The following is an 18,668-nucleotide window of genomic DNA, read 5'->3' on the forward strand; positions in this document are numbered from 1 at the left end:
TCAGCCGCCCTCGTCCTCGAGATCTTTCGGATACACGCGCACGAGCACGATGCGCGGCCCCTTCATTTTCTTCACGACGATATCGAAGCGGTCGAACTCCACGCGCTGCCCTTCGGTGGGCAGATCGTTGAGCGCATGAATCACGAGACCGCCCACCGACTCCGCGCGCCCTTCGTCGATATCGATGCCGAGCGCCTGCTCCAGCGACACCACCGGCAGGCTGCCGCGGCCCATCAGCGTGCCGTCGTCCATGCGCGTCCAGTCGGTGTCGGCCTGGTGAAACTCGTCGTGAATCTGGCCCACGAGCGCGCCGAGCAGATTGTCGAGCGTGAGAAAGCCGACCGGGCGGGCGTTCTTGTGGCCCACCAGCGCGAAATGCGGCGCGCCTTTGCGAAAGCGGCGGAACAGTGCCAGCGCGGGCGTGTCGGGCCGCACGTACTGCACGGGGCGCACGAACTTGCCGAGATCGCTGAGGGCGTTGCCCGCCTCGCGGGCGAGCAGCAGGTCCTTCAGGTGAATGAGGCCCGCCACGCGTTCGCCCGCGGCGTCCTCGAACAGCGGGTAGCGGCTGAAACGATGGCGCGCCACGATCTGCATGTTCTCGCGCAGCGACAGGTCGCGACGCAGGCCCACCATCTCGTGCGTCGGCCGCATGAGGTCGGAAATCGTGAGGCGCGAGAAGTCGAGCGAATGGGCGAGCGTGTTCCATTCGTCGGCGCTATAGGCGTTCGCGGCGGGTGCGGGGAGCAGCGGCACCGCGCCGTTTGCACTCTTTGCGCCGCGCGGCTCGTGCGTCGCGTCATGCGCCTCGGCCTGGGCGGCGGCGCGGCGGCTGCGCAGGATCAGCTTGAGTTCGTCGGTCGAATAGTGCGTGTCGTGGCCGTGCTCCGACGACAGGCCCGCGAGACGCAGCACCGCGTTCGCGCTCGTGTTGAGCACCCAGATCGCGGGATACATGGTCCAGTAAAAGCCGTAGAGCGGCATGGCCGTCCACAGCGAAATCTTCTCGGCCTGGCGGATGGCGAGCGACTTCGGCGCAAGCTCGCCCACCACGATGTGCAGGAACGAAATGACCGTGAACGCGAACACCAGCGAGATGGCGTGCACGAGCTCCGCCGATTGCACGCCGAGCAGTTCGAACACCGGCGCGAGCAACTGCGCGAAAGCGGGCTCGCCGATCCAGCCGAGGCCGAGCGAAGCGAGCGTGATGCCGAGCTGGCACGCGGAAAGATAGGCATCGAGCTGGCCGTGAACCTTGGCGAGCAGGCGGCCGCGCAGGCCGTGCTGGTGCGCGAGGGCCTGCACGCGCGTGGCGCGCAGCTTGACGAGGCCGAATTCGGCCGCGACGAAGAAACCGTTGAGGGCAACGAGCAGGAACGCCCCGATGAGGGCGAGAAGCTGGATCAAGACACATGGCTCCGAGGGACGAAGCGCTCAGTATAAGGGTGCAAGGTGGATGAAAGGTGTGGCGGGCTCAATCCGGCCCGCCGCTCACGCGGCAGCCGTTCACGTGCAATCCGGCTCGACCCCGCTCACGCGCCGCTCAGCGGCACATTCAGCACCAGCACCATCTCCTCGTCCTCGCCCACGAGCGCCGGCGCCTCGAAGCGTCCGCCGTGCGCCTCGGCCACGCGGTGGCACAGCGCCAGCACCCATGCGTAGCGCCCCGCTTCCTGCTGCTCGCTCGCCTGGGCACGCGCGAACGGTTCCAGCACGTGCGCCAGCGCGCCGTCGGTGAGCGCTGCACGCGTGGCGCGCCATTGCACTTCCAGTTGGGCGGCAGTGGCGCTCGCGCTCGCCGCGAGCGTCACGCTGGCTCCCTGAGCACTCGTTTCCGCCGCGAACACCAGCATCAGCCACAGCGCCTGCGCAATGCGTTCGCGGTCGCCGTCGAGCGTCGCCGCGCCTGTCGAGTCGTGCACGGCGAACGTCACGCCGCGCGCATCGCCGAGTGCGGCGCGGGCGTCGTCCACGGCCTCGCCGATCAGTGCCGCGACGGCGAACGGCGCGCGCTCGATGCGCAGCTTGCGCGTCTCGGCGCGCGTGGTATCGACGAGCGTTTCGAGCAGCCGAACCTGCTGCTCCACGCCCGTGCGAATGCCGCCCAGCGCACGTTGCGCGGAGGCGTCGGCGTTGTCGATCTTGCGTTCGAGCACGTAAGCCCAGCTATGGATTGCATTGAGCGGACTGCGCAGATCATGCGAGACGCGCGAGAGCACATGGTCGCGCATGAACAGCGCTGCCTCGGCGCACAAACGCGCCGTGCGCTCGGTACGGTTTTGCGAAGTCGACATCTGATTCCTCGTATTTCGCCACAAGCCGGGCGAGCGGTCCCCCATTATAGGCAGCGGCTAGCGAGCAACCGGCGTGCCCGACAAGGCGCTGCCCGCCCGGCCCGGCAAAGCGCCTACAATAACGGGTCCAACCTATCCGAATCAGGAGTTTTTCATGTCTATCGTGACCACCGAATCCGGCCTCAAGTACGAGGACCTGACCGAAGGCACCGGCGCCGAAGCCAAGGCCGGCCAGACCGTCAGCGTGCACTACACCGGCTGGCTGACGGACGGCCAGAAGTTCGATTCGAGCAAGGACCGCAACGACCCGTTCGCCTTCGTGCTGGGCGGCGGCATGGTCATCAAGGGCTGGGACGAAGGCGTGCAGGGCATGAAGGTAGGCGGCGTGCGCAAGCTGACGATTCCGCCGCAACTGGGCTACGGCGTGCGCGGCGCAGGCGGCGTGATTCCGCCGAACGCGACGCTCGTGTTCGAAGTCGAGCTGCTCGACGTCTGACGCCCGCTTGACGCGTCACGGCGCTCGCCTTAATTGCAATCGCAACCGGTCATCATGAATCCGCATCACCACACTCCCGTCACCGCGCCCGGCGTCGAACTGCGCCGCTACGGCGCGATCGAGGCAACCGATCTGCACGATTTTCACCAGATCGTGCTCGGGCTCGACGGCGAGATGGAGATGACCGTGAACGGCCGGGGCGAGCGCATCGACAGTGGTTCCGCGTGGCTCATTCCGGCGGGCGCGCGGCACGACTACATGGGTATTGGCGATAACCGCCAGCTCGTGCTCGACCTGCCCGCGGCCACGCTCGCGGTGCCCGAACGGTTGTTCGACACCGCGCGCGCCGTGCGCCTCGACCCCGCGCTCACGCAGCTCGTGAGCCAGATCGCGCAGCGCGCCGCCGCGGCCGCGCCGCCGCGCGACGGCGCCGACCTGCGCGCGCGCCGCTTTCACTGGGACGCCTCGGCGCGCCTGTGCGCGGCCTTCATCGCACAAACCGGCGTGGCAGCCAGCGCCCAGTTCAGCGCGGCTGCCGGGCTGGACTTCGCACGCATCGACCGTTGGCTGCGCGCTCATCTCGCGCAGCCGCTGCGCATTGCCGATCTCGCCGCGCACTGCGGCTTCGGCATGCGGCGCTTTCATCAGCTTTTTATCGAGGCGTTCGGCGAGACGCCGCATCGCTACCTGCAGCGGCTACGGCTCGACACGGCGCTCACGCTGCTCGCCGACCCGCGCGCCTCGCTCACCGACATCGCGCTCGAAGTGGGCTTCGGCGACCAGAGCGCGTTCACACACGCGTTCACGCGCCGCTTCGGGCTCGCGCCCGGCCAGTGGCGCGCGCTGCCGTCACACTGAGCGCGCAGCCGCGCCTCATTCGTCGAAGCGGTATTCCCATGCGGCGCGTGCGCCCACCGTCACGTGCTTGCCCGCGCCCGTCACGACCATCGCGTTCTGGCCGAACGTGAGGCCGCCGTCCACGCGCGGATCGGCGCGAAATACGGCCAGCGTGTCGAGCGGTTCGGTGGGCCATTGCGCGTCGCGCTCGCCCGATAGCTGATCGATCGTCGTGATCGGGCAGCGCGCGCAGGGCTTCACGAAACGCAGCACGATCTCCTCGCCGCCCGTTGCCGATTCGATGGCGAGCGTGTCGATGAAGTCTTCCTCGAATGCGTCGTCAATGCCGCCGACGACGATGTTCGGACGAAAGCGCGCCATCGGCACGGGCGGCGCGCCCTTCGCCGCGAGGCGCGCGTTGAGTTCCGCGAGCGACGCCTCGCTCGTCACGAGAATCGGAAAGCCGTCGGCGAATTGCGTGGGCGCGTCTTCGCCGTTCGTCCACTTCTTGCTCGCGAGACGCGTCACGTCGTGCGCGAAGCGTAGCAGGCGCACCGGCGCGCCTATCGCCTGCGTGAACCACTGCGCCGCGTGATCGCCTTCGTCGAGCGCCTCGAAATCGTCGTCCCAGACCGAGGCCGGCACGCGCGCTTCGCCGCCGCGCGGCGCGAACGGCAGATGGAGCGCTGCGCTCATGCCTTCCATGGTGAGGCGCACGCCGTCTTCGACGAACGTGGGCACGATGCGCGCCATGGCGGCGTACTGGCGCTGCGTGACGAGCCGGCCGTTCTCGTCGGCGACCATCCAGTGGCGGTCCCACTCGATGCCCTTGAGGCCGAGCTGTGCATCGTCGAGCGCGATCGCGCCGCACGACTTCACGGGATAGACGAACAACGCACGAACGATGGGCATGGCGAGCTCACGGGAAAAGAAAAAGGAAATGGGCCGGGCAGCGCCCGACCCACGATGATACAACCGCTGCTTAAAACCGTTTACTGCGCCGCATCGAGTCCGCGCGCGAGATCGTTGCGCACGTCCTGCGCGTTTTCGAGGCCGACGGCGAGGCGGATCAGCCCTTCGGTGATGCCGGCCGCCGCACGCGCTTCAGGCGTGATACGGCCGTGCGTCGTCGTGGCCGGGTGCGTGATGGTCGTGCGCGTATCGCCGAGATTGCCGGTGATCGAACAGATCTTCGTGCCGTCGATCACGCGCCAGGCATTCGCGCGCTGCTGCTCCGGCGTGTCGCCCTTCACTTCGAACGAGACGATCGCGCCGCCCAGCTTCTGCTGCCGCATGGCGAGCGCATGCTGCGGATGCGACTCGAGGCCCGGATAGAAAACGCGCTCGATGGCCGGATGCGTCTCCAGCCAGCGCGCGATGTCGAGCGCGTTGGCCGACTGCTTCTCCACGCGCAGCGACAGCGTTTCCATGCCCTTGAGGAGCACCCATGCGTTGAACGCGGAAAGCGTCGGGCCCGCGGTGCGCACGAACGGAAACACCTTCTCCATAATGAACGCCTTCGAGCCCACGAGCGCACCGCCCAGCACGCGGCCCTGGCCATCGAGGAACTTGGTGGCCGAATGCATCACCACGTCCGCGCCGAACTTGAGCGGCTGCTGAAGCGCCGGGCTGCAAAAGCAGTTGTCGACCACGAAGAGCGCGCCCGCCGCCCGGGCGATCTTGCCCACGGCTTCGATGTCGGCAACTTCGGTTAAGGGGTTCGACGGCGTTTCGAGGAAAAACATCTTCGTTTCGGGGCGCACGGCGTTCCGCCACGCGGCGAGATCGGTCGGATCGACGAAGGTGGTCGCGATGCCGAACTTGCTGAAGATCTGCGAGAACATGGCGAGCGTCGAGCCGAAAATGCTCTGCGAGCTGACGATGTGGTCGCCCGCCTGCAGCGCGGCCATCACCACCGACATGATCGCGGCCATGCCCGAAGCCGTCGCCATGCACGCCTCGCCGCCTTCGAGCGTGGCGAGGCGCTCCTGGAACATGGTGACGGTCGGATTCGAGAAACGCGCGTACGTATAGGCGGTTTCGGCGTTCTTGAAGCGCTCGGCGGCTTCGGCGGCGCTGCCGAAACAGAAGCTCGACGTGAGGTAGAGCGCTTCCGAATGTTCGTTGAACTCGCTGCGCAGCGTGCCGGAGCGAACGGCCAGCGTGTCGAAGTTGAAGGTGTCGTCCATGTTCGTGTTCTCCGTGTGCCGAACAATCAGGCTTCAATCCTGCACGTGCAGGCGCAAAAAAGCCCGCTTTTGCGTGGGCAGAAAGCGGGCTTGCGGATTCGGCGGAAACGCGAGCCTCACGCTCGCGTTTGCCGAAGGGATCACTCCACCGAGAGCTGCAGGTGCAACTGCGAGCGGGAGCCGCCGTCCATCGCGTCGCTGGCGGCGTCGCGGTCCGACTGCGCCTGGGGCGCGAGGCGCGCCGTCTCGATGTTGTCGAGGTACGTGCTCGTGATGTCGCCGGTGATGTAGTCGCCGTCGAAGCACGAAGCCTCGAACTCCTTCAACTCCGGATTGATGTCGCGCACTGCCTGCTTGAGCGAGTCCACGTCCTGATACACGAGGTAGTCCGCGCCGATGATGCGCGCCACTTCGTCGTCGGTGCGGCCATGCGCGACGAGCTCGCCGCGCGTGGGCATGTCGATGCCGTAGACGTTCGGGTACTTCACGGGCGGCGCCGCCGAGGCGAAGATCACCTTGGTCGCGCCGGCGTCGCGCGCCATCTGCACGATTTCCTGCGAGGTGGTGCCGCGCACGATCGAGTCGTCGATGATCAGCACGTTCTTGCCCTTGAACTCGATGCCCATGGCGTTGAGCTTCTGGCGCACCGACTTCTTGCGCATGGCCTGGCCCGGCATGATGAAGGTGCGGCCCACGTAGCGGTTCTTGAAGAAGCCTTCGCGATACTCCACGCCGAGCTTGTTCGCGACCTGCATGGCCGCGGGGCGCGACGAATCGGGAATCGGCATGACCACGTCGATCTTCACGTCGGGCAGCTCGCGCTTGATCTTCTCGGCGAGATAGTCGCCCATGCGCAGACGCGCGTTGTACACCGGCACGCCGTCGAGCACCGAGTCCGGACGCGCAAGATACACGAGTTCGAAGATGCAGGGGTTGAGCGTCGGCGCCGTGGCGCATTGCTGCGAGTGGAAGTTGCCGTCGAAGTCGATGAACACCGCTTCGCCCGGGCGAACGTCGCGCACGAACTCGAAACCGATGCCTTCGAGCGCCACCGATTCCGATGCGAGCATCCACTCGGTGCCTTCCGGCGTTTCCATCTTGCCGATGCACAGCGGGCGAATGCCGAACGGGTCGCGGAACGCGAGCAGGCCGTAGCCGGAGATCAGCGAGACGATCGCGTACGAGCCACGCAGGCGGCGGTGCACGCCCGCAACCGCCTTGAAGAGCGCGGCCGGGTCGAGCTCGAGGCCCGAGGTCGCGAGCTGCACTTCGTGCGCGAGCACGTTGAGCAGCACTTCGGTGTCGGAATGCGTGTTGATGTGGCGGCGATCCACGCGGAACATCTCTTCCTTGAGCTGTTGCCAGTTCGTGAGATTGCCGTTGTGGGCGAGGACGATGCCGAACGGCGCGTTCACGTAGAACGGCTGGGCTTCTTCTTCGCTCGACGCCGAGCCGGCCGTCGGGTAGCGCACCTGGCCGATGCCGCTGGTGCCGGGGAGGCTGCGCATGTTGCGCGTGCGGAACACGTCGCGCACCATGCCGTTGGCCTTGTGCATGTGGAACGTGCTGCCGTTCGCGGTGGCAATGCCGGCCGCGTCCTGACCGCGGTGCTGCAGCAGCAGCAGCGCGTCATAGAGGAGCTGGTTGACGGGAGAGCGGGAAACTACGCCTACGATGCCGCACATGGCAGGTCCTTCAAAAAAGCGAAATCGGTCGCGGGTCGCCCAGCTTCATCCACACCGGTCGAGCGCCGCAAATGGGCAGTGTTGCCGGAAAGCTGCGCCTCGCATCGCGTCCGATCAGTTTCTGATCAGACGTGAACGTAGGCCGCGAGCGCCTCGGGCAACAACGGTTTCAGTTCGAGCACGCCCTGCACGGCATAGGGCCGCAGCAGCGCGTGGCGCCAGAAGTCCTGCTGGGGCAGCTCAGTCAGCCCGCCGAGGACGACGAGGATCAGCACCAGCACGACGCCTCGCACGAGGCCGAACATCATCCCGAGCGAACGGTCCACACCGGACAATCCGCTCACCTGCACCAGACGGCCGATCAGTGCGTTGCCCACGCCGGCCACGAGCACCACGGCAATGACGATCAGCGCGAAGGCGATCAGCCACTGGGTGAGCGCCCCGCCCGGCCAGTTCGCCGGAATCCAGGGCACCACGTGGTCCACGTAGCGGCAGGCCACGAGCAACGCCGCGATCCAGCCGATCAATCCAAAAATCTCGCCGATCAAGCCCCGCCATGCGCCGCGCAGCGCCGACAGGACCATCACCGCCATTACAGCGTAGTCGAATGCGGTGAACATCGACGGCTTATTCCGCGTTGGCGTTCGAGCCCGCCATCAGGCCGGCGCCGCGCACCTTGGCAATCGCCGCCGTGGCCGAGGCGCGGTCCGGGAACGGGCCCGCGCGCAGCAGCGTGCGCATCGTGCCGTCTGCTTCCTTACGCTGTTCGGTATATGCGGGTACACCCGCCGCTTTCAACTTCGTTACCCAATTGTTCGCCGTCGTGCCGTTCGAGAACGCGCCGAGCTGCACCGCGAAACGCGCGCCCGGAGGCGCCGCCGGCTTGCCGGATTCGGTTTTCGCGCCGTTGCTGTCGCTGCTGTCAGCCGTGTCGTTTGCGGCGGTCGTCGGCTTGCTGCTCGCGGCAACGGCCGTGCTGGCCGGCGCGGCCGGTTTGGCAGCGGGCTTTGGCGTCTGGGCGGTTTGCGTCGACTGGGCGGGAGCGGCTGCCGCCTGGGCGGGCTTTTTGGCAGCCGTTGCCGGCGTGTTGTCCGTGCTTTGGGCGCTCTGCGCGGCCGCGGCGCCCGAAGCGGCCGCGAGACCCGACGCGCCAGGCGTCGCTTCGGCGGCTGCGGGATTGTCGGGAGCGACGCCGGCTTGCGTGTCTTCGGCGTCGCGCTGGCGCGCGGCGGCCTTGTCGGCCGGCCGGCTCGGAATGTCGATGGCGATATCGTCGGTGACGGGCTTCGGGTGCGAATCGAGCACCATCGGCAGGATCACGATGGCCGCGAGCACCAGCGCGATCGCGCCGACGAGACGGCGGCGCGCGCGTTGCTTTTCAGGGAGTGTGGGGTCGAGCAGCATCGCCTCGGCGTCGCCCGACCGGTCCGGCCGGCGGCTGCGCCGCTCCACGCGCGCGCTCTGATTGCTGCGCCGGCTGGAGCCGGACTCGGTGCCGCGCCGGCGGGGCGCGTCAGCTTCATCTTTCTTGCCGAACGAGAAAATTCCCATGTATGGCTTGCTGTTGGCCTACCTGGCCTGTCTTACGTGGGCGGCGTGCGGGTGCCGGGCGGTCAGTGTTGCTGCGACTTTCGCCAGGCCATGACCCCGGCAACCGTCAGGAAACTTCCGAAAACAAGAATTCTATCATTTTCGGTTGCACGTTTTAGCGCATCTTGGAAGGCGGCCGCGGGATTTTCGTAGCGCGTGACGCTGCTATCGGCGCCGTCCGTCACGCCCGCTTCGCGCAGCACTTCTTCGAGCTGCCCGGCCGTGGCCGCGCGCGGCAGCGGCAGATCGGTCACGCACCAGTAGTCGATCTCGCCCTTCAGGTGCTCGATCACGCCCGCGATGTCCTTGTCGCGCATCGCGCCGAACACCGCGTAGGTGTATGGGAAATAGCCCATGCTGCCGAGGTTTTGCGCGAGCACGGCCGCCGCGTGCGGGTTGTGGCCGACGTCGAGAATGATCGAAGGCTTGCCCGGCAGCACCTGGAAGCGCCCCGGCAGTTCGACGTTGGCGAGGCCGAGGCGGATGTCCTGCGCGGATACCGGCAGGCGGTCGCGCAGCGACTCGAGGCCCGCGAGCGCCGCCGAGGTGTTGATCAGCTGGTTGGCGCCGCGCAGCGCCGGATAGGCGAGCGCCGAGCGCCGCATCGTCGGGCCCACGTAGCTCCACTGCTGGCGTTCGTTGCCGGGCTGCCCTTCGTAGCGGAAATCGCGGCCGAAGAGCCACAGTTCGGCGCCGATCGCCTCAGCATGGTCGATGAGCGACTGCGGCGCCATCGGGTCGGCGCAGATCGCGGGCTTGCCCGCACGGAAGATGCCGGCCTTCTCGTACGCGATCTTCTCGCGCGTGTCGCCGAGGTATTCGGTGTGATCGAGGTCGATGCTCGTGATGATCGCGCAGTCGGTGTCGAGCACGTTGACGGCGTCGAGACGCCCGCCCAGACCCACCTCGAAGATCACGGCGTCGAGCCCGCGCGAGGCGAACAGATGCATGATCGCGAGCGTCGTGAACTCGAAGTACGTGAGCGTAACGGGCTTGGCGAGCGAATTGCGCGCGGCTTCCACGGCCTCGAAGTGCGGCAGCAGCTCGGCGTCGCCGGCCTGCTGGCCATCCACGCGCGCGCGCTCGTTGAACTCGAGCAGATGCGGCGAGGTGTGGCAGCCCACGTGATAGCCCGCCTTGAGCAGGATCGTTTCGAGAATCGCGCAGGTCGAGCCCTTCCCGTTCGTGCCGCCCACCGTGATGATCGGGCAGTCGAACTTGAGGTCCAGCGCGTCCTTCACCTGACGGATGCGGTCCAGCCCCATGTCGATGCCGACCGGATGCGCAGTTTCGAGGTGCGTGAGCCACGCGTCGAGGGTGGGAAAGGTACTCATCAGGATAGAAATTGCCAGGTGCTGCGCGTGAGACGCCGCCAACGGCGGCGGGTTCACACGAATGATCCGCTTCGAAAGAACGGCATTATCGCGGAAATGACAACGCGCCGCTTGCTTTCGCTCGCGGCGCGTCGGGTATAGCGTTGCGGCTTGCAGCGCACGCAGCGCCGCAGATCGCTCAAAACAAGGATCAAGCCACCGCGTCGGCGGGCTGACGCTGCAGCAGCGCCAGCATTTGCGCGATTTCGTCGCGCAGCTTGCGGCGGTCCACGATCATGTCGATCGCGCCCTTCTGCAGCAGGAATTCGGCGCGCTGGAAGCCTTCCGGCAGCTTTTCGCGCACGGTCTGCTCGATCACGCGCGGGCCGGCAAAGCCGATCAGCGCCTTCGGCTCGGCGATCACCACGTCGCCAAGGAACGCGAAGCTCGCCGAAACGCCACCCATCGTCGGGTCGGTCAGCACGGAGATGAACGGCAGTTTGGCCTCGGCCAGCTTGGTCAGCATGGCCGTGGTCTTGGCCATCTGCATGAGCGACAGCAGGCTTTCCTGCATGCGCGCGCCGCCCGATGCCGTGAAGCAGATGAACGGCACTTGCTGCTCGAGCGCGTTCTGCGCGCCGCGCGCGAAGCGCTCGCCCACCACCGAGCCCATCGAGCCGCCCATGAACGAGAACTCGAAGCAGGCCACCACCACGGGCAGCGTGCGGATCGCACCGCCCATCACCACCATCGCGTCGGTTTCGCCGGTTTCGTCCATCGCCTCTTTCAGGCGGTCCGGGTACTTGCGGCTGTCCTTGAACTTGAGCGCGTCGACCGGCACGATCTCCTGGCCGATCTCGTAGCGGCCTTCCGGATCGAGCAGGCCGTCAAGACGCTCGCGCGCATTGATGCGCATGTGGTGATCGCACTTCGGGCAGACGTGGAGATTCGCCTCGACGTCGTTGCGGTACAGAACCGCTTCGCACGACGGGCACTTGATCCACAACCCTTCCGGAATGCTCTTGCGGCTTTTCGGATCGGTTTGCTTGATCTTGGGCGGCAGCAGTTTATCGAGCCAGCTCATTGATGTTCCTTCCTTGACCTTCGTGATGCGCGGGCGCGGCGGATCGTTTCATCGTCCGATCGGTAAAACCGACCGGGTCTAGCCAGACCGGGTTCGACCCCGACCGCGCATGGCGAAAAGTGGATTTTACAGCAGTCTCGACTCTAGCCAACTACGCCAGCCTGCGGCGCTACGCGACGGAGACTTCGTCCAGCGCCGCGCGAATGCCCGTGATGAACTGCGTGAGCGTGTCGGCGGCCGTCTCCGGCGCGGCCTGTTCGAGCAGCTGAACGATGCGGCTGCCGATCACGACGGCGTCCGAAACCTGCGCGACGGCAGCGGCCGTTTGCGCGTCGCGAATGCCGAAGCCCACACCCACGGGCAGCGAGACATGCTTCTTGATCGCCGGGATTTTACCCGCGATGCTCGAAACGTCCAGATTCGCGGCGCCCGTCACGCCCTTGAGCGAGACGTAGTAAACATAGCCGCTCGCGGCGCGCCCCACTTCGGCGATGCGCTCATCGGTCGACGTCGGCGCGAGCAGGAAGATCGGATCGATGTCGGCGGCCTTCATCTTCGCCGCGAACTCGACCGACTCCTCGGGCGGATAGTCCACCACGAGCACGCCGTCCACGCCCGCGTCCTTCGCGGCCTGCGCGAACCCATCGGCGCCCATGCGCTCGATGGGGTTCGCGTAGCCCATCAGCACGACGGGCGTCTTGTCGTCGGTTTCGCGAAAGCGCTTCACGTCGGCGAGCACGCTCTTGAGCGTCACGCCCTTCTCGAGCGCGCGTTCGGACGACTGCTGGATCACGGGGCCGTCGGCCATCGGGTCGGAAAACGGCACGCCCAGCTCGATGACATCGGCGCCGCCGGCGGCCAGCGCGTGCATGAACTCGACAGTGCGCGCGGGATCGGGGTCGCCGGCCGTCATGAACGGGATCAGGCCTTTGCGGCCTCGGGCGGCGAGCGCCTCGAACGTGGTCTTGATACGGGACATTTCAGGGTCCTCAATTTTCAGGGCTTACTGCGCGTGGGTCCGGCGGCGGCGCATCAGGCGCCGGCCGCAACGGCGCTTGCGGCGGCCGCGCTGACGCGTTCGCGCGCGATCGCGCAGTAACTTTCGTTAATTTCATAGCCGACGAATTCGCGTTGCTGACGTGCGCAAGCCACTGCCGTGGTGCCGCTGCCCATGAACGGGTCCAGCACGCGGCCGCCCGGCGGGCAGCTCGCGAGCACCATGCGCTCGACGATTTCCAGGGGCTTCTGGGTGGGATGATCCACGCGCTCCGCGTGCTGGCGATGCAGCCGCGAGACGGACCAGACGTCCTTGGGGTTGTAGCCGAGCTCCAGCCACCTGCTACCTTCGAATATTTTCCGCGAACGCGCCTTCTTCGTGGCGGCATCGTAAGGGATGCGGACAGGATCGAGGTCGAAGTAGTAATTCTTCGAGACCGCGAAGAAACCGATGTTGTCGTGCACCGAGGTAAAGCGGCGCGTCGTGCCACCCATGCTGGGTACGCGACGATCCCAGACGATCTCGTTGATCATCGTGAGTTTCGACTTGAGATAGACGAAGATCTCAGGCGCGTACTGCCACGTGCAGAACACGTAGAGCGAGCCCGTGGGCTTGAGCTTCGGAATCGCCAGGTCGAGCCATTCATACGTCCAGGCGAGGAAGTCCTCGCCCGAGCGCATGTCGGAGTCGTTGCCGTAGTCCTTGCCGAGCCCGTAGGGCGGGTCGGCGACGATCAGGTCGATCGAGGCATCGGGCAGGTTGGCTGCATCGGTCAGAAAATCGCGGTTCAGGAGCCGGATGGTTTCCGGCACCGTGGCGAGTGCGGGTAACTCGGCGGCGTTGGCGACCGCCTCCGCGGCCTCCAAAGCAGCCGCTTCGGCGTTCACCTCACCCACGGGCGCCGGCATCTGCGGCTCGTCGAACTCGTCACGCATCGCTTGTATCGCTCCGGGCGCTCAGAACTGGATGCCCGATCGCTCAGCGACCGTGTGCATGTCCTTGTCGCCGCGGCCCGACAGGTTCACCAGCAGGATTTTCTCCTTCGGCAACGTCGGTGCGAGCTTCGCCGCGTACGCGAGCGCGTGGCTCGATTCGAGCGCGGGAATGATGCCTTCAATGCGGCAGCAGTCGTGGAAGCCCTTGAGCGCTTCCTCGTCGTCGATCGTGACGTACTGCGCACGGCCGCTGTCCTTGAGCCACGCGTGCTCGGGACCGACGCCCGGATAGTCGAGGCCCGCCGAAACCGAATGCGTCTCGATGATCTGACCGTTCTCGTCCTGCAGCAGGTACGTGCGGTTGCCGTGCAGCACGCCCACGGTGCCCGCCGCGAGCGACGCGGCGTGACGGCCCGTGTCCATGCCGTCGCCGGCAGGCTCGACGCCGATCAACTGCACCGAAGTGTCGTCGATATACGGGTAAAAGATCCCCATCGCGTTCGATCCGCCGCCCACGCAGGCGATCACGGAGTCGGGCTGGCGGCCCGTCATTTCAGGCATCTGCACGCGGCATTCGTCGCCGATCACGCGCTGGAAGTCGCGCACCATCATCGGGTACGGGTGCGGGCCCGCCACGGTGCCGATGATGTAGAAGGTGTTTTCGACGTTGGTGACCCAGTCGCGCATGGCTTCGTTGAGCGCGTCCTTGAGCGTGCGCGAGCCCGACTCGACCGGCACCACGGTCGCGCCCAGCAGCTTCATGCGGTAGACGTTGGCAGCCTGGCGGCGCACGTCCTCGGCGCCCATGTAGACCACGCACTCCATGCCGAAACGCGCCGCGATCGTTGCCGTCGCCACGCCGTGCTGGCCCGCACCGGTTTCGGCGATCACGCGCGGCTTGCCCATGCGCTTGGCGAGCAGCGCCTGGCCGATCACGTTGTTCACCTTGTGTGCGCCGGTGTGATTCAGGTCTTCACGCTTGAGATAGATCTGCGCGCCGCCCAGCAGCTCGCTCCACCGCTGTGCGTGATAAATCGGCGACGGCCGGCCGACAAAATGCTTCAACTCGCGCTCATATTCAGCGCGGAAGCCGGGATCGTCTTTGTATTTCGCGTAGGCGTCGCGCAGCTCGTCGATCGCCTGCATGAGGGTTTCGGCAGCGAATACGCCGCCATAAGGGCCGAAATGGCCGCGTTCATCTGGCAAATTGTACATAGGTCACTCGCTCGGCCGGGCTTGGAAGGACCCGCGTTGCGCGGGCCGTGCCGGCCAAAGGGGCATCCGCCCCGGATTCATCCCGCGTCCGCTTCGCGCACTGCGCGTACGAACGCCGCCATGCGGGCGTGATCCTTCACGCCCTTTGCGCCCGGCACTTCGATGCCACTGGAGACATCGACAGCGAACGGACGCACCTGGCGAATCGCATCACTGACGTTTTGCGCGTTCAAGCCACCACTCAAAACGGCCCGACGCGCGAGCCCTGCGGGAATAAGTGACCAATCGAAGACCTTTCCGCCGCCGCCGTAACCTTCGACATGGGTGTCGAACAACAGGCCGCTGGCTGATGAATAACGATTAGCCGATTCTATCAAATCGGCCTGCTGAGTATCGGCCGCCACTCGCAGCGCGCGCAACCAGGGCAAACCGGCAACGGAAGCCAGCGACTCGCACTGCTCGGGCGTTTCGTCGCCGTGGAATTGCAGCATGGTGAGCGAGACATTGCTCGCCACTTCGCTCATCCATTGCGGCGTGGCGTTCACGAAGAGACCGACGACCGAGACGAACGGCGGCAGGTCGTGCGTGAGCTCGACCGCCTGCGCCACGCTCACCGAACGCGGGCTGGGCGGATAGAACACCAAACCGACGGCGTCGGCGCCCAGGTCGATGGCGTGCGCAACCGCCTCGGGCGTCGAAAGTCCGCACAGCTTGATGCGGGTGCGGTGCGCGGGGGCGAGTGGCTCGGCTGACGTCATGGTTCTGGATGCGGGGTTGGTCTCGATGATTCAATCGCAACGTATTTGCTGGCGCGATTCGCGGTGCGGGCCGCTTCAGGCACGGCCTTCGGGCGCGTCGCTCCAGATCGCGCTCCACGGCACGCTCGCGGTATGCGGAGCGGGTACCGCGAACTCATCAGGATAGCCTACCTGGGCGAGATAGAGGCCGTCGGGCATGAAGGTCGGCGCGGCCACGGTGCGGTCGCGGCCCGCCAGCACCTCGGCCATCCACGCGGACGGATAGCGCCCCCGCCCCACGGCCACGAGGCAACCCATGAGGTTGCGCACCATGTGGTGCAGGAACGCGTTGGCGCGAAAACGGAAGTGGATGAAGTCGCCCTGCGGCCGGATGTCGATCTGGTACAGATGCTTCACGGGCGTCTTCGCCTGGCACTCCGACGAGCGAAACGACGAAAAATCGTGCTCGCCGATGAGGTGCGCCGCCGCCTCGCGCATGGCATCGACGTCGAGCGGCGTGTGGATCCAGCCCGCGCGGGCCGCCAGCATCGGCGAGCGCACGGGGTTCACGTAGAGCACGTAGTAGTAGGTGCGCTCGAACGCGGCGAAGCGCGCGTGGAACGCCTCGGGCATCGGCTTGGCCCACTGCACGGCCACCGTGGAGGGCAGGAACGCGTTGGTGCCGCGCACCCACGAGAACGGCGTGCGGTCGAGATCGGTGTCGAAATGCACCACCTGGCCGAGTCCGTGCACGCCCGTGTCGGTGCGGCCCGCGACGATGGTGGACAGCGGCACGGTGGCGAATTCGCGCAGCGCACGCTCGAGCGCGTCCTGCACCGTCTTGCCGTGCGGCTGCGACTGCCAGCCGCAGAACGCGGCGCCGTCGTACTGGATTCCTAGCGCGATACGCATACGGCTTGCAGCAGCGTCACGAAAGCGGAGCGAGCGTCGACAGCAGCGCCTGCGCGTCGCTGCGCGTGGCGGGGTCGTTCGACTCGATCACTTCGTTGATCAGCGAGCGGGCGCCGGACACGTCGCCCAGCGCGATGTATTCGTGCGCGAGGTCGAGCTTGTTGCGCGCGATGCGCGCGAGCTGCTCTGGCGTGAAGACCGGCAGCGGCTCGGCCGAATCGGGCGGCAGGTTCAGGTCGAAGTCGAGCGTGAGCGCGCCAAAGCGCGGCGCGCCGAGGCCCGCGAGCGCACCTGCGCCCGCCGTACCCGCCTCGATGGCCTGGCCCGCCAGCGGCGGAGGCGGCTCGAAGAACGGCGACGCGAGACGCGCCGACGCCTCGGGCGTGGCGGCCGGCTCGGTCGAAAGCGGCGCCGCGGGCATGACCGGCTCCCCGATGCGCGGCGGCAGAGGCAGGTCGAGGCCGCCCAGCGCTGCTACTGCATCTTGCGGGAACGCGATCGGGACTTCGGCGTAGCTCATGTCTTCTGCGGTGACTGCGGGTACTGACGGAATTTCGGGTGCGGTAAGCGGTGCCGGCGGACGCTCGAAGGCTTCGGTGATGGGCGGCGTTTGCGCGATGGGCGGTTCGGCCTGCGGTGCTTGCGCAGCTTGCTGTGCGCCGTCGCCGAAGTCGAGCGCGAGATCGGGCGTAGCGGGCTTTTCGGCGTGCGCCGGTTCTTCCAGCGTGCGCGACAGCGCTTCGGCGTCTTCGGCTGCGCGCGGCGCGCCGAGACTGTCGGGCGGCAGCGCATCCGCGCCCAGTTCCGCCGCTGCGGCGTGGCTGGCGGCGTCGGTCGCGTCGGCAAGCGTCTGCGGTTCGCCCGGCTCGACGCCGTGCGGCAGTTCGTGTGCTGCGGGAGCTTCCTGCGCAACCGAAGGCTCTTGCGGGGTGGCCGGGTGCAACTTGTCGGTCAGTGTGGGCGGCAGCGCTTCATCGTGTTCGAGCGGCGCGGCAGTGACGGCCGGCGTGGGCACCGGCGTGATCGCGACTTCGTCCGCTGCGGGTTCTACCGGCGCAACCGGCGGCACAAACTCCGACTCCTCCACAGGCGCGACTTCGTTCACACCCGTTTCATCCGCGGCGCGCGAAATCGGCTCGTGCAGTACCGGCGGCTCCTCGGCCACAGGCGCGGCGGCCACGGCAGCAGCAGCCGATCCGGACGGCGCCGGCTCGTGCGCTTCCGGCGAGGCCTCAGGCGCCTGCTCAGCCGGCTTCTTGCGCTTGCGCGTGAGCAGGCGCACGAACAACGCGAGCAGCACCACGACGACCGCCGCAACGGCACCCATGGCGATCGGCGAGACTTCCGGTTGACCGCCAGCCGGCCCGGCGTTCGCCGCGCCGTTCTGCACCGGCGCCCCGCCTTGCGCAGCAGGCGCACCCGCGGACGCGCCGCCGGCCGTCTGCGCCGGCTTGCCGATGCCGTGCTGCTGCAACGCCATCAGCACGCGGTTCTTCAAGGCGAGGAGCTGCTGCAGGCTCGAGACCGTCACCGGCGCTTTCCCGCCTTGTGCCGATGCGCTGCTGGCCGGGGCCTGCTGGACCGCACCGCTCCATACGTGCGAGTCGCTGGCCGCCGACGCCGGCGCCGCGGCGCTGGCGCCCACGGCGCCAGAAGCGCCTTGCGCGGCCGCTTCGGGGCCGCTCGCTGCGACTGCCGAGGCAGCCCCCGCAGTCGTCGCGGCAGCACTTGCCGAACTCGCGCCAGCCGTTGCGGCAGCAGCCGCCGACGATGCAGCCGCCACAACCTCGGCAGCGCCGCTCGAAGCGGCGGCCGGTGTGCTGGCAGGCGCGGTCGCCGCCGTGGCGGCCGCGCTGGCGGCAGCCGAAGCTGCAGCCCCACCCGATGCCGCCGTCATGCCCTGCGCCGCACTCGAAACGTCCGGCGTCGCCGGCACGTTCAGGTTCGCCCCCACGCGCATGCGGCTGGGATCCTGTTTGATGAACGCATTGGGGTTCGCATCGAACAGCGCCTGGCTCATGCGTGCGAGCGCGGCCTTGTCGTGCGTCTGCGTCAGGTCGACGGCCACGTCGTGCAACGACTGGCCGGGATGAACGGTGTATTGCCCCGCGACGCTCACCGCCGCCGCGGCGGACGATGCAGCACTGGGAGCGCTGGCACCTGCAGCGCCTTGCGCCGCACTCGCGCCACCCTGCGCAGCAGCGAGGCCGCAGAACAGCAAACTCGCCGCCGCCACGGTGGCGCGGATGGCGCGCCGCCCTTGGGCGCGCTTCGCGCGAGGCACGGCGGAAACAGAATCAAATCGAACGATCATCAGTTGCCCTGGCATACCGCTCTTGCGGCTGTCGATCAAATAGGTGTGTGCTTCGGGGCGATTGCATCGA

Annotated in this window: 17 protein-coding genes; 2 read left to right on the forward strand and 15 right to left on the reverse strand. The window is 67.2% G+C overall.

The genetic code is table 11. The features are described from left to right. Positions 1-1,407 carry a hemolysin family protein gene (locus AB4Y42_RS02725; RefSeq protein ID WP_368689296.1) on the reverse strand — a complete coding sequence of 469 codons (1,407 nt, stop codon included), beginning with the start codon at positions 1,405-1,407 and terminating at the stop codon, positions 1-3. Positions 1,408-1,532: 125 nt separating this feature from the next. Then, the gene (locus AB4Y42_RS02730; protein ID WP_368689295.1) at positions 1,533-2,294 is read right to left on the reverse strand and encodes a sensor histidine kinase; all 762 of its coding nucleotides are present in this window, start codon (positions 2,292-2,294) and stop codon (positions 1,533-1,535) included. Between the two features lie 154 nt (positions 2,295-2,448). Between AB4Y42_RS02730 and AB4Y42_RS02735 the strand changes: the two genes are divergently transcribed. Beyond that, a complete protein-coding gene (locus tag AB4Y42_RS02735) occupies positions 2,449-2,790 on the forward strand; it encodes an FKBP-type peptidyl-prolyl cis-trans isomerase (RefSeq protein WP_028202932.1) in 342 nt (113 codons plus the stop codon). A gap of 54 nt (positions 2,791-2,844) precedes the next feature. Further along, complete coding sequence (locus AB4Y42_RS02740) at positions 2,845-3,648, forward strand: helix-turn-helix domain-containing protein (RefSeq protein WP_368689294.1); 804 nt, start codon at positions 2,845-2,847, stop codon at positions 3,646-3,648. A gap of 15 nt (positions 3,649-3,663) precedes the next feature. On the opposite strand, the gene AB4Y42_RS02745 is transcribed toward AB4Y42_RS02740, so the two are convergent. The 13 genes from AB4Y42_RS02745 to AB4Y42_RS02805 form a co-directional block, all read right to left on the reverse strand. Continuing rightward, a complete protein-coding gene (locus AB4Y42_RS02745) occupies positions 3,664-4,539 on the reverse strand; it encodes an MOSC domain-containing protein (RefSeq protein ID WP_368689293.1) in 876 nt (291 codons plus the stop codon). Between the two features lie 80 nt (positions 4,540-4,619). Then, positions 4,620-5,816, reverse strand: coding sequence for an O-succinylhomoserine sulfhydrylase (locus AB4Y42_RS02750; protein ID WP_368693320.1), 1,197 nt, complete (start codon positions 5,814-5,816; stop codon positions 4,620-4,622). A gap of 140 nt (positions 5,817-5,956) precedes the next feature. Then, positions 5,957-7,501 (reverse strand): amidophosphoribosyltransferase, encoded by a 1,545-nt coding sequence (purF, locus tag AB4Y42_RS02755; RefSeq protein WP_254319015.1) that lies wholly within the window; start codon positions 7,499-7,501, stop codon positions 5,957-5,959. A 125-nt stretch (positions 7,502-7,626) separates the two neighbouring features. Then, entirely contained in the window at positions 7,627-8,121 is a 495-nt protein-coding gene (locus AB4Y42_RS02760; protein ID WP_368693321.1) for a CvpA family protein, read from the reverse strand. 7 nt (positions 8,122-8,128) lie between these two features. Then, complete coding sequence (locus tag AB4Y42_RS02765) at positions 8,129-9,052, reverse strand: SPOR domain-containing protein (protein ID WP_368689291.1); 924 nt, start codon at positions 9,050-9,052, stop codon at positions 8,129-8,131. Positions 9,053-9,114: 62 nt separating this feature from the next. After that, positions 9,115-10,425, reverse strand: a complete 1,311-nt coding sequence (folC, locus tag AB4Y42_RS02770; RefSeq protein WP_368689290.1) for a bifunctional tetrahydrofolate synthase/dihydrofolate synthase — start codon at positions 10,423-10,425, stop codon at positions 9,115-9,117. A gap of 190 nt (positions 10,426-10,615) precedes the next feature. Next, entirely contained in the window at positions 10,616-11,488 is an 873-nt protein-coding gene (accD, locus tag AB4Y42_RS02775; protein WP_342918547.1) for an acetyl-CoA carboxylase, carboxyltransferase subunit beta, read from the reverse strand. A 169-nt stretch (positions 11,489-11,657) separates the two neighbouring features. Next, a complete protein-coding gene (gene trpA / locus AB4Y42_RS02780; protein WP_368693322.1) occupies positions 11,658-12,467 on the reverse strand; it encodes a tryptophan synthase subunit alpha in 810 nt (269 codons plus the stop codon). A gap of 53 nt (positions 12,468-12,520) precedes the next feature. Continuing rightward, a complete protein-coding gene (locus AB4Y42_RS02785) occupies positions 12,521-13,420 on the reverse strand; it encodes a site-specific DNA-methyltransferase (RefSeq protein WP_368689288.1) in 900 nt (299 codons plus the stop codon). A 21-nt stretch (positions 13,421-13,441) separates the two neighbouring features. After that, on the reverse strand, positions 13,442-14,635 hold the full coding sequence (gene trpB, locus AB4Y42_RS02790) for a tryptophan synthase subunit beta (RefSeq protein WP_368693323.1): 1,194 nt from the start codon (positions 14,633-14,635) through the stop codon (positions 13,442-13,444). 77 nt (positions 14,636-14,712) lie between these two features. After that, on the reverse strand, positions 14,713-15,393 hold the full coding sequence (locus tag AB4Y42_RS02795) for a phosphoribosylanthranilate isomerase (RefSeq protein WP_368689286.1): 681 nt from the start codon (positions 15,391-15,393) through the stop codon (positions 14,713-14,715). A 75-nt stretch (positions 15,394-15,468) separates the two neighbouring features. Further along, positions 15,469-16,284: a tRNA pseudouridine(38-40) synthase TruA gene (truA, locus tag AB4Y42_RS02800; protein WP_368693324.1), complete on the reverse strand. Its 816-nt coding sequence runs from the start codon at positions 16,282-16,284 to the stop codon at positions 15,469-15,471. A 16-nt stretch (positions 16,285-16,300) separates the two neighbouring features. Beyond that, positions 16,301-18,598: a FimV/HubP family polar landmark protein gene (locus AB4Y42_RS02805; protein WP_368693325.1), complete on the reverse strand. Its 2,298-nt coding sequence runs from the start codon at positions 18,596-18,598 to the stop codon at positions 16,301-16,303. Positions 18,599-18,668 lie beyond the last annotated feature (70 nt).

Source organism: Paraburkholderia sp. EG286B (assembly GCF_040965655.1).
Classification (GTDB): Bacteria; Pseudomonadota; Gammaproteobacteria; order Burkholderiales; family Burkholderiaceae; genus Paraburkholderia.

Bases quoted from the DNA above. Each gene is read 5' to 3' on its own strand.
- AB4Y42_RS02795 (WP_368689286.1), bottom strand. From the start codon at position 15,393: ATGACGTCAGCCGAGCCACTCGCCCCCGCGCACCGCACCCGCATCAAG.
- truA (WP_368693324.1), bottom strand. From the start codon at position 16,284: ATGCGTATCGCGCTAGGAATCCAGTACGACGGCGCCGCGTTCTGCGGC.
- AB4Y42_RS02735 (WP_028202932.1), top strand. From the start codon at position 2,449: ATGTCTATCGTGACCACCGAATCCGGCCTCAAGTACGAGGACCTGACC.
- purF (WP_254319015.1), bottom strand. From the start codon at position 7,501: ATGTGCGGCATCGTAGGCGTAGTTTCCCGCTCTCCCGTCAACCAGCTC.
- AB4Y42_RS02765 (WP_368689291.1), bottom strand. From the start codon at position 9,052: ATGGGAATTTTCTCGTTCGGCAAGAAAGATGAAGCTGACGCGCCCCGC.
- AB4Y42_RS02785 (WP_368689288.1), bottom strand. From the start codon at position 13,420: ATGCGTGACGAGTTCGACGAGCCGCAGATGCCGGCGCCCGTGGGTGAG.
- AB4Y42_RS02740 (WP_368689294.1), top strand. From the start codon at position 2,845: ATGAATCCGCATCACCACACTCCCGTCACCGCGCCCGGCGTCGAACTG.
- AB4Y42_RS02730 (WP_368689295.1), bottom strand. From the start codon at position 2,294: ATGTCGACTTCGCAAAACCGTACCGAGCGCACGGCGCGTTTGTGCGCC.
- AB4Y42_RS02750 (WP_368693320.1), bottom strand. From the start codon at position 5,816: ATGGACGACACCTTCAACTTCGACACGCTGGCCGTTCGCTCCGGCACG.
- trpB (WP_368693323.1), bottom strand. From the start codon at position 14,635: ATGTACAATTTGCCAGATGAACGCGGCCATTTCGGCCCTTATGGCGGC.
- AB4Y42_RS02805 (WP_368693325.1), bottom strand. From the start codon at position 18,598: ATGATCGTTCGATTTGATTCTGTTTCCGCCGTGCCTCGCGCGAAGCGC.
- AB4Y42_RS02745 (WP_368689293.1), bottom strand. From the start codon at position 4,539: ATGCCCATCGTTCGTGCGTTGTTCGTCTATCCCGTGAAGTCGTGCGGC.
- folC (WP_368689290.1), bottom strand. From the start codon at position 10,425: ATGAGTACCTTTCCCACCCTCGACGCGTGGCTCACGCACCTCGAAACT.
- AB4Y42_RS02760 (WP_368693321.1), bottom strand. From the start codon at position 8,121: ATGTTCACCGCATTCGACTACGCTGTAATGGCGGTGATGGTCCTGTCG.
- accD (WP_342918547.1), bottom strand. From the start codon at position 11,488: ATGAGCTGGCTCGATAAACTGCTGCCGCCCAAGATCAAGCAAACCGAT.
- trpA (WP_368693322.1), bottom strand. From the start codon at position 12,467: ATGTCCCGTATCAAGACCACGTTCGAGGCGCTCGCCGCCCGAGGCCGC.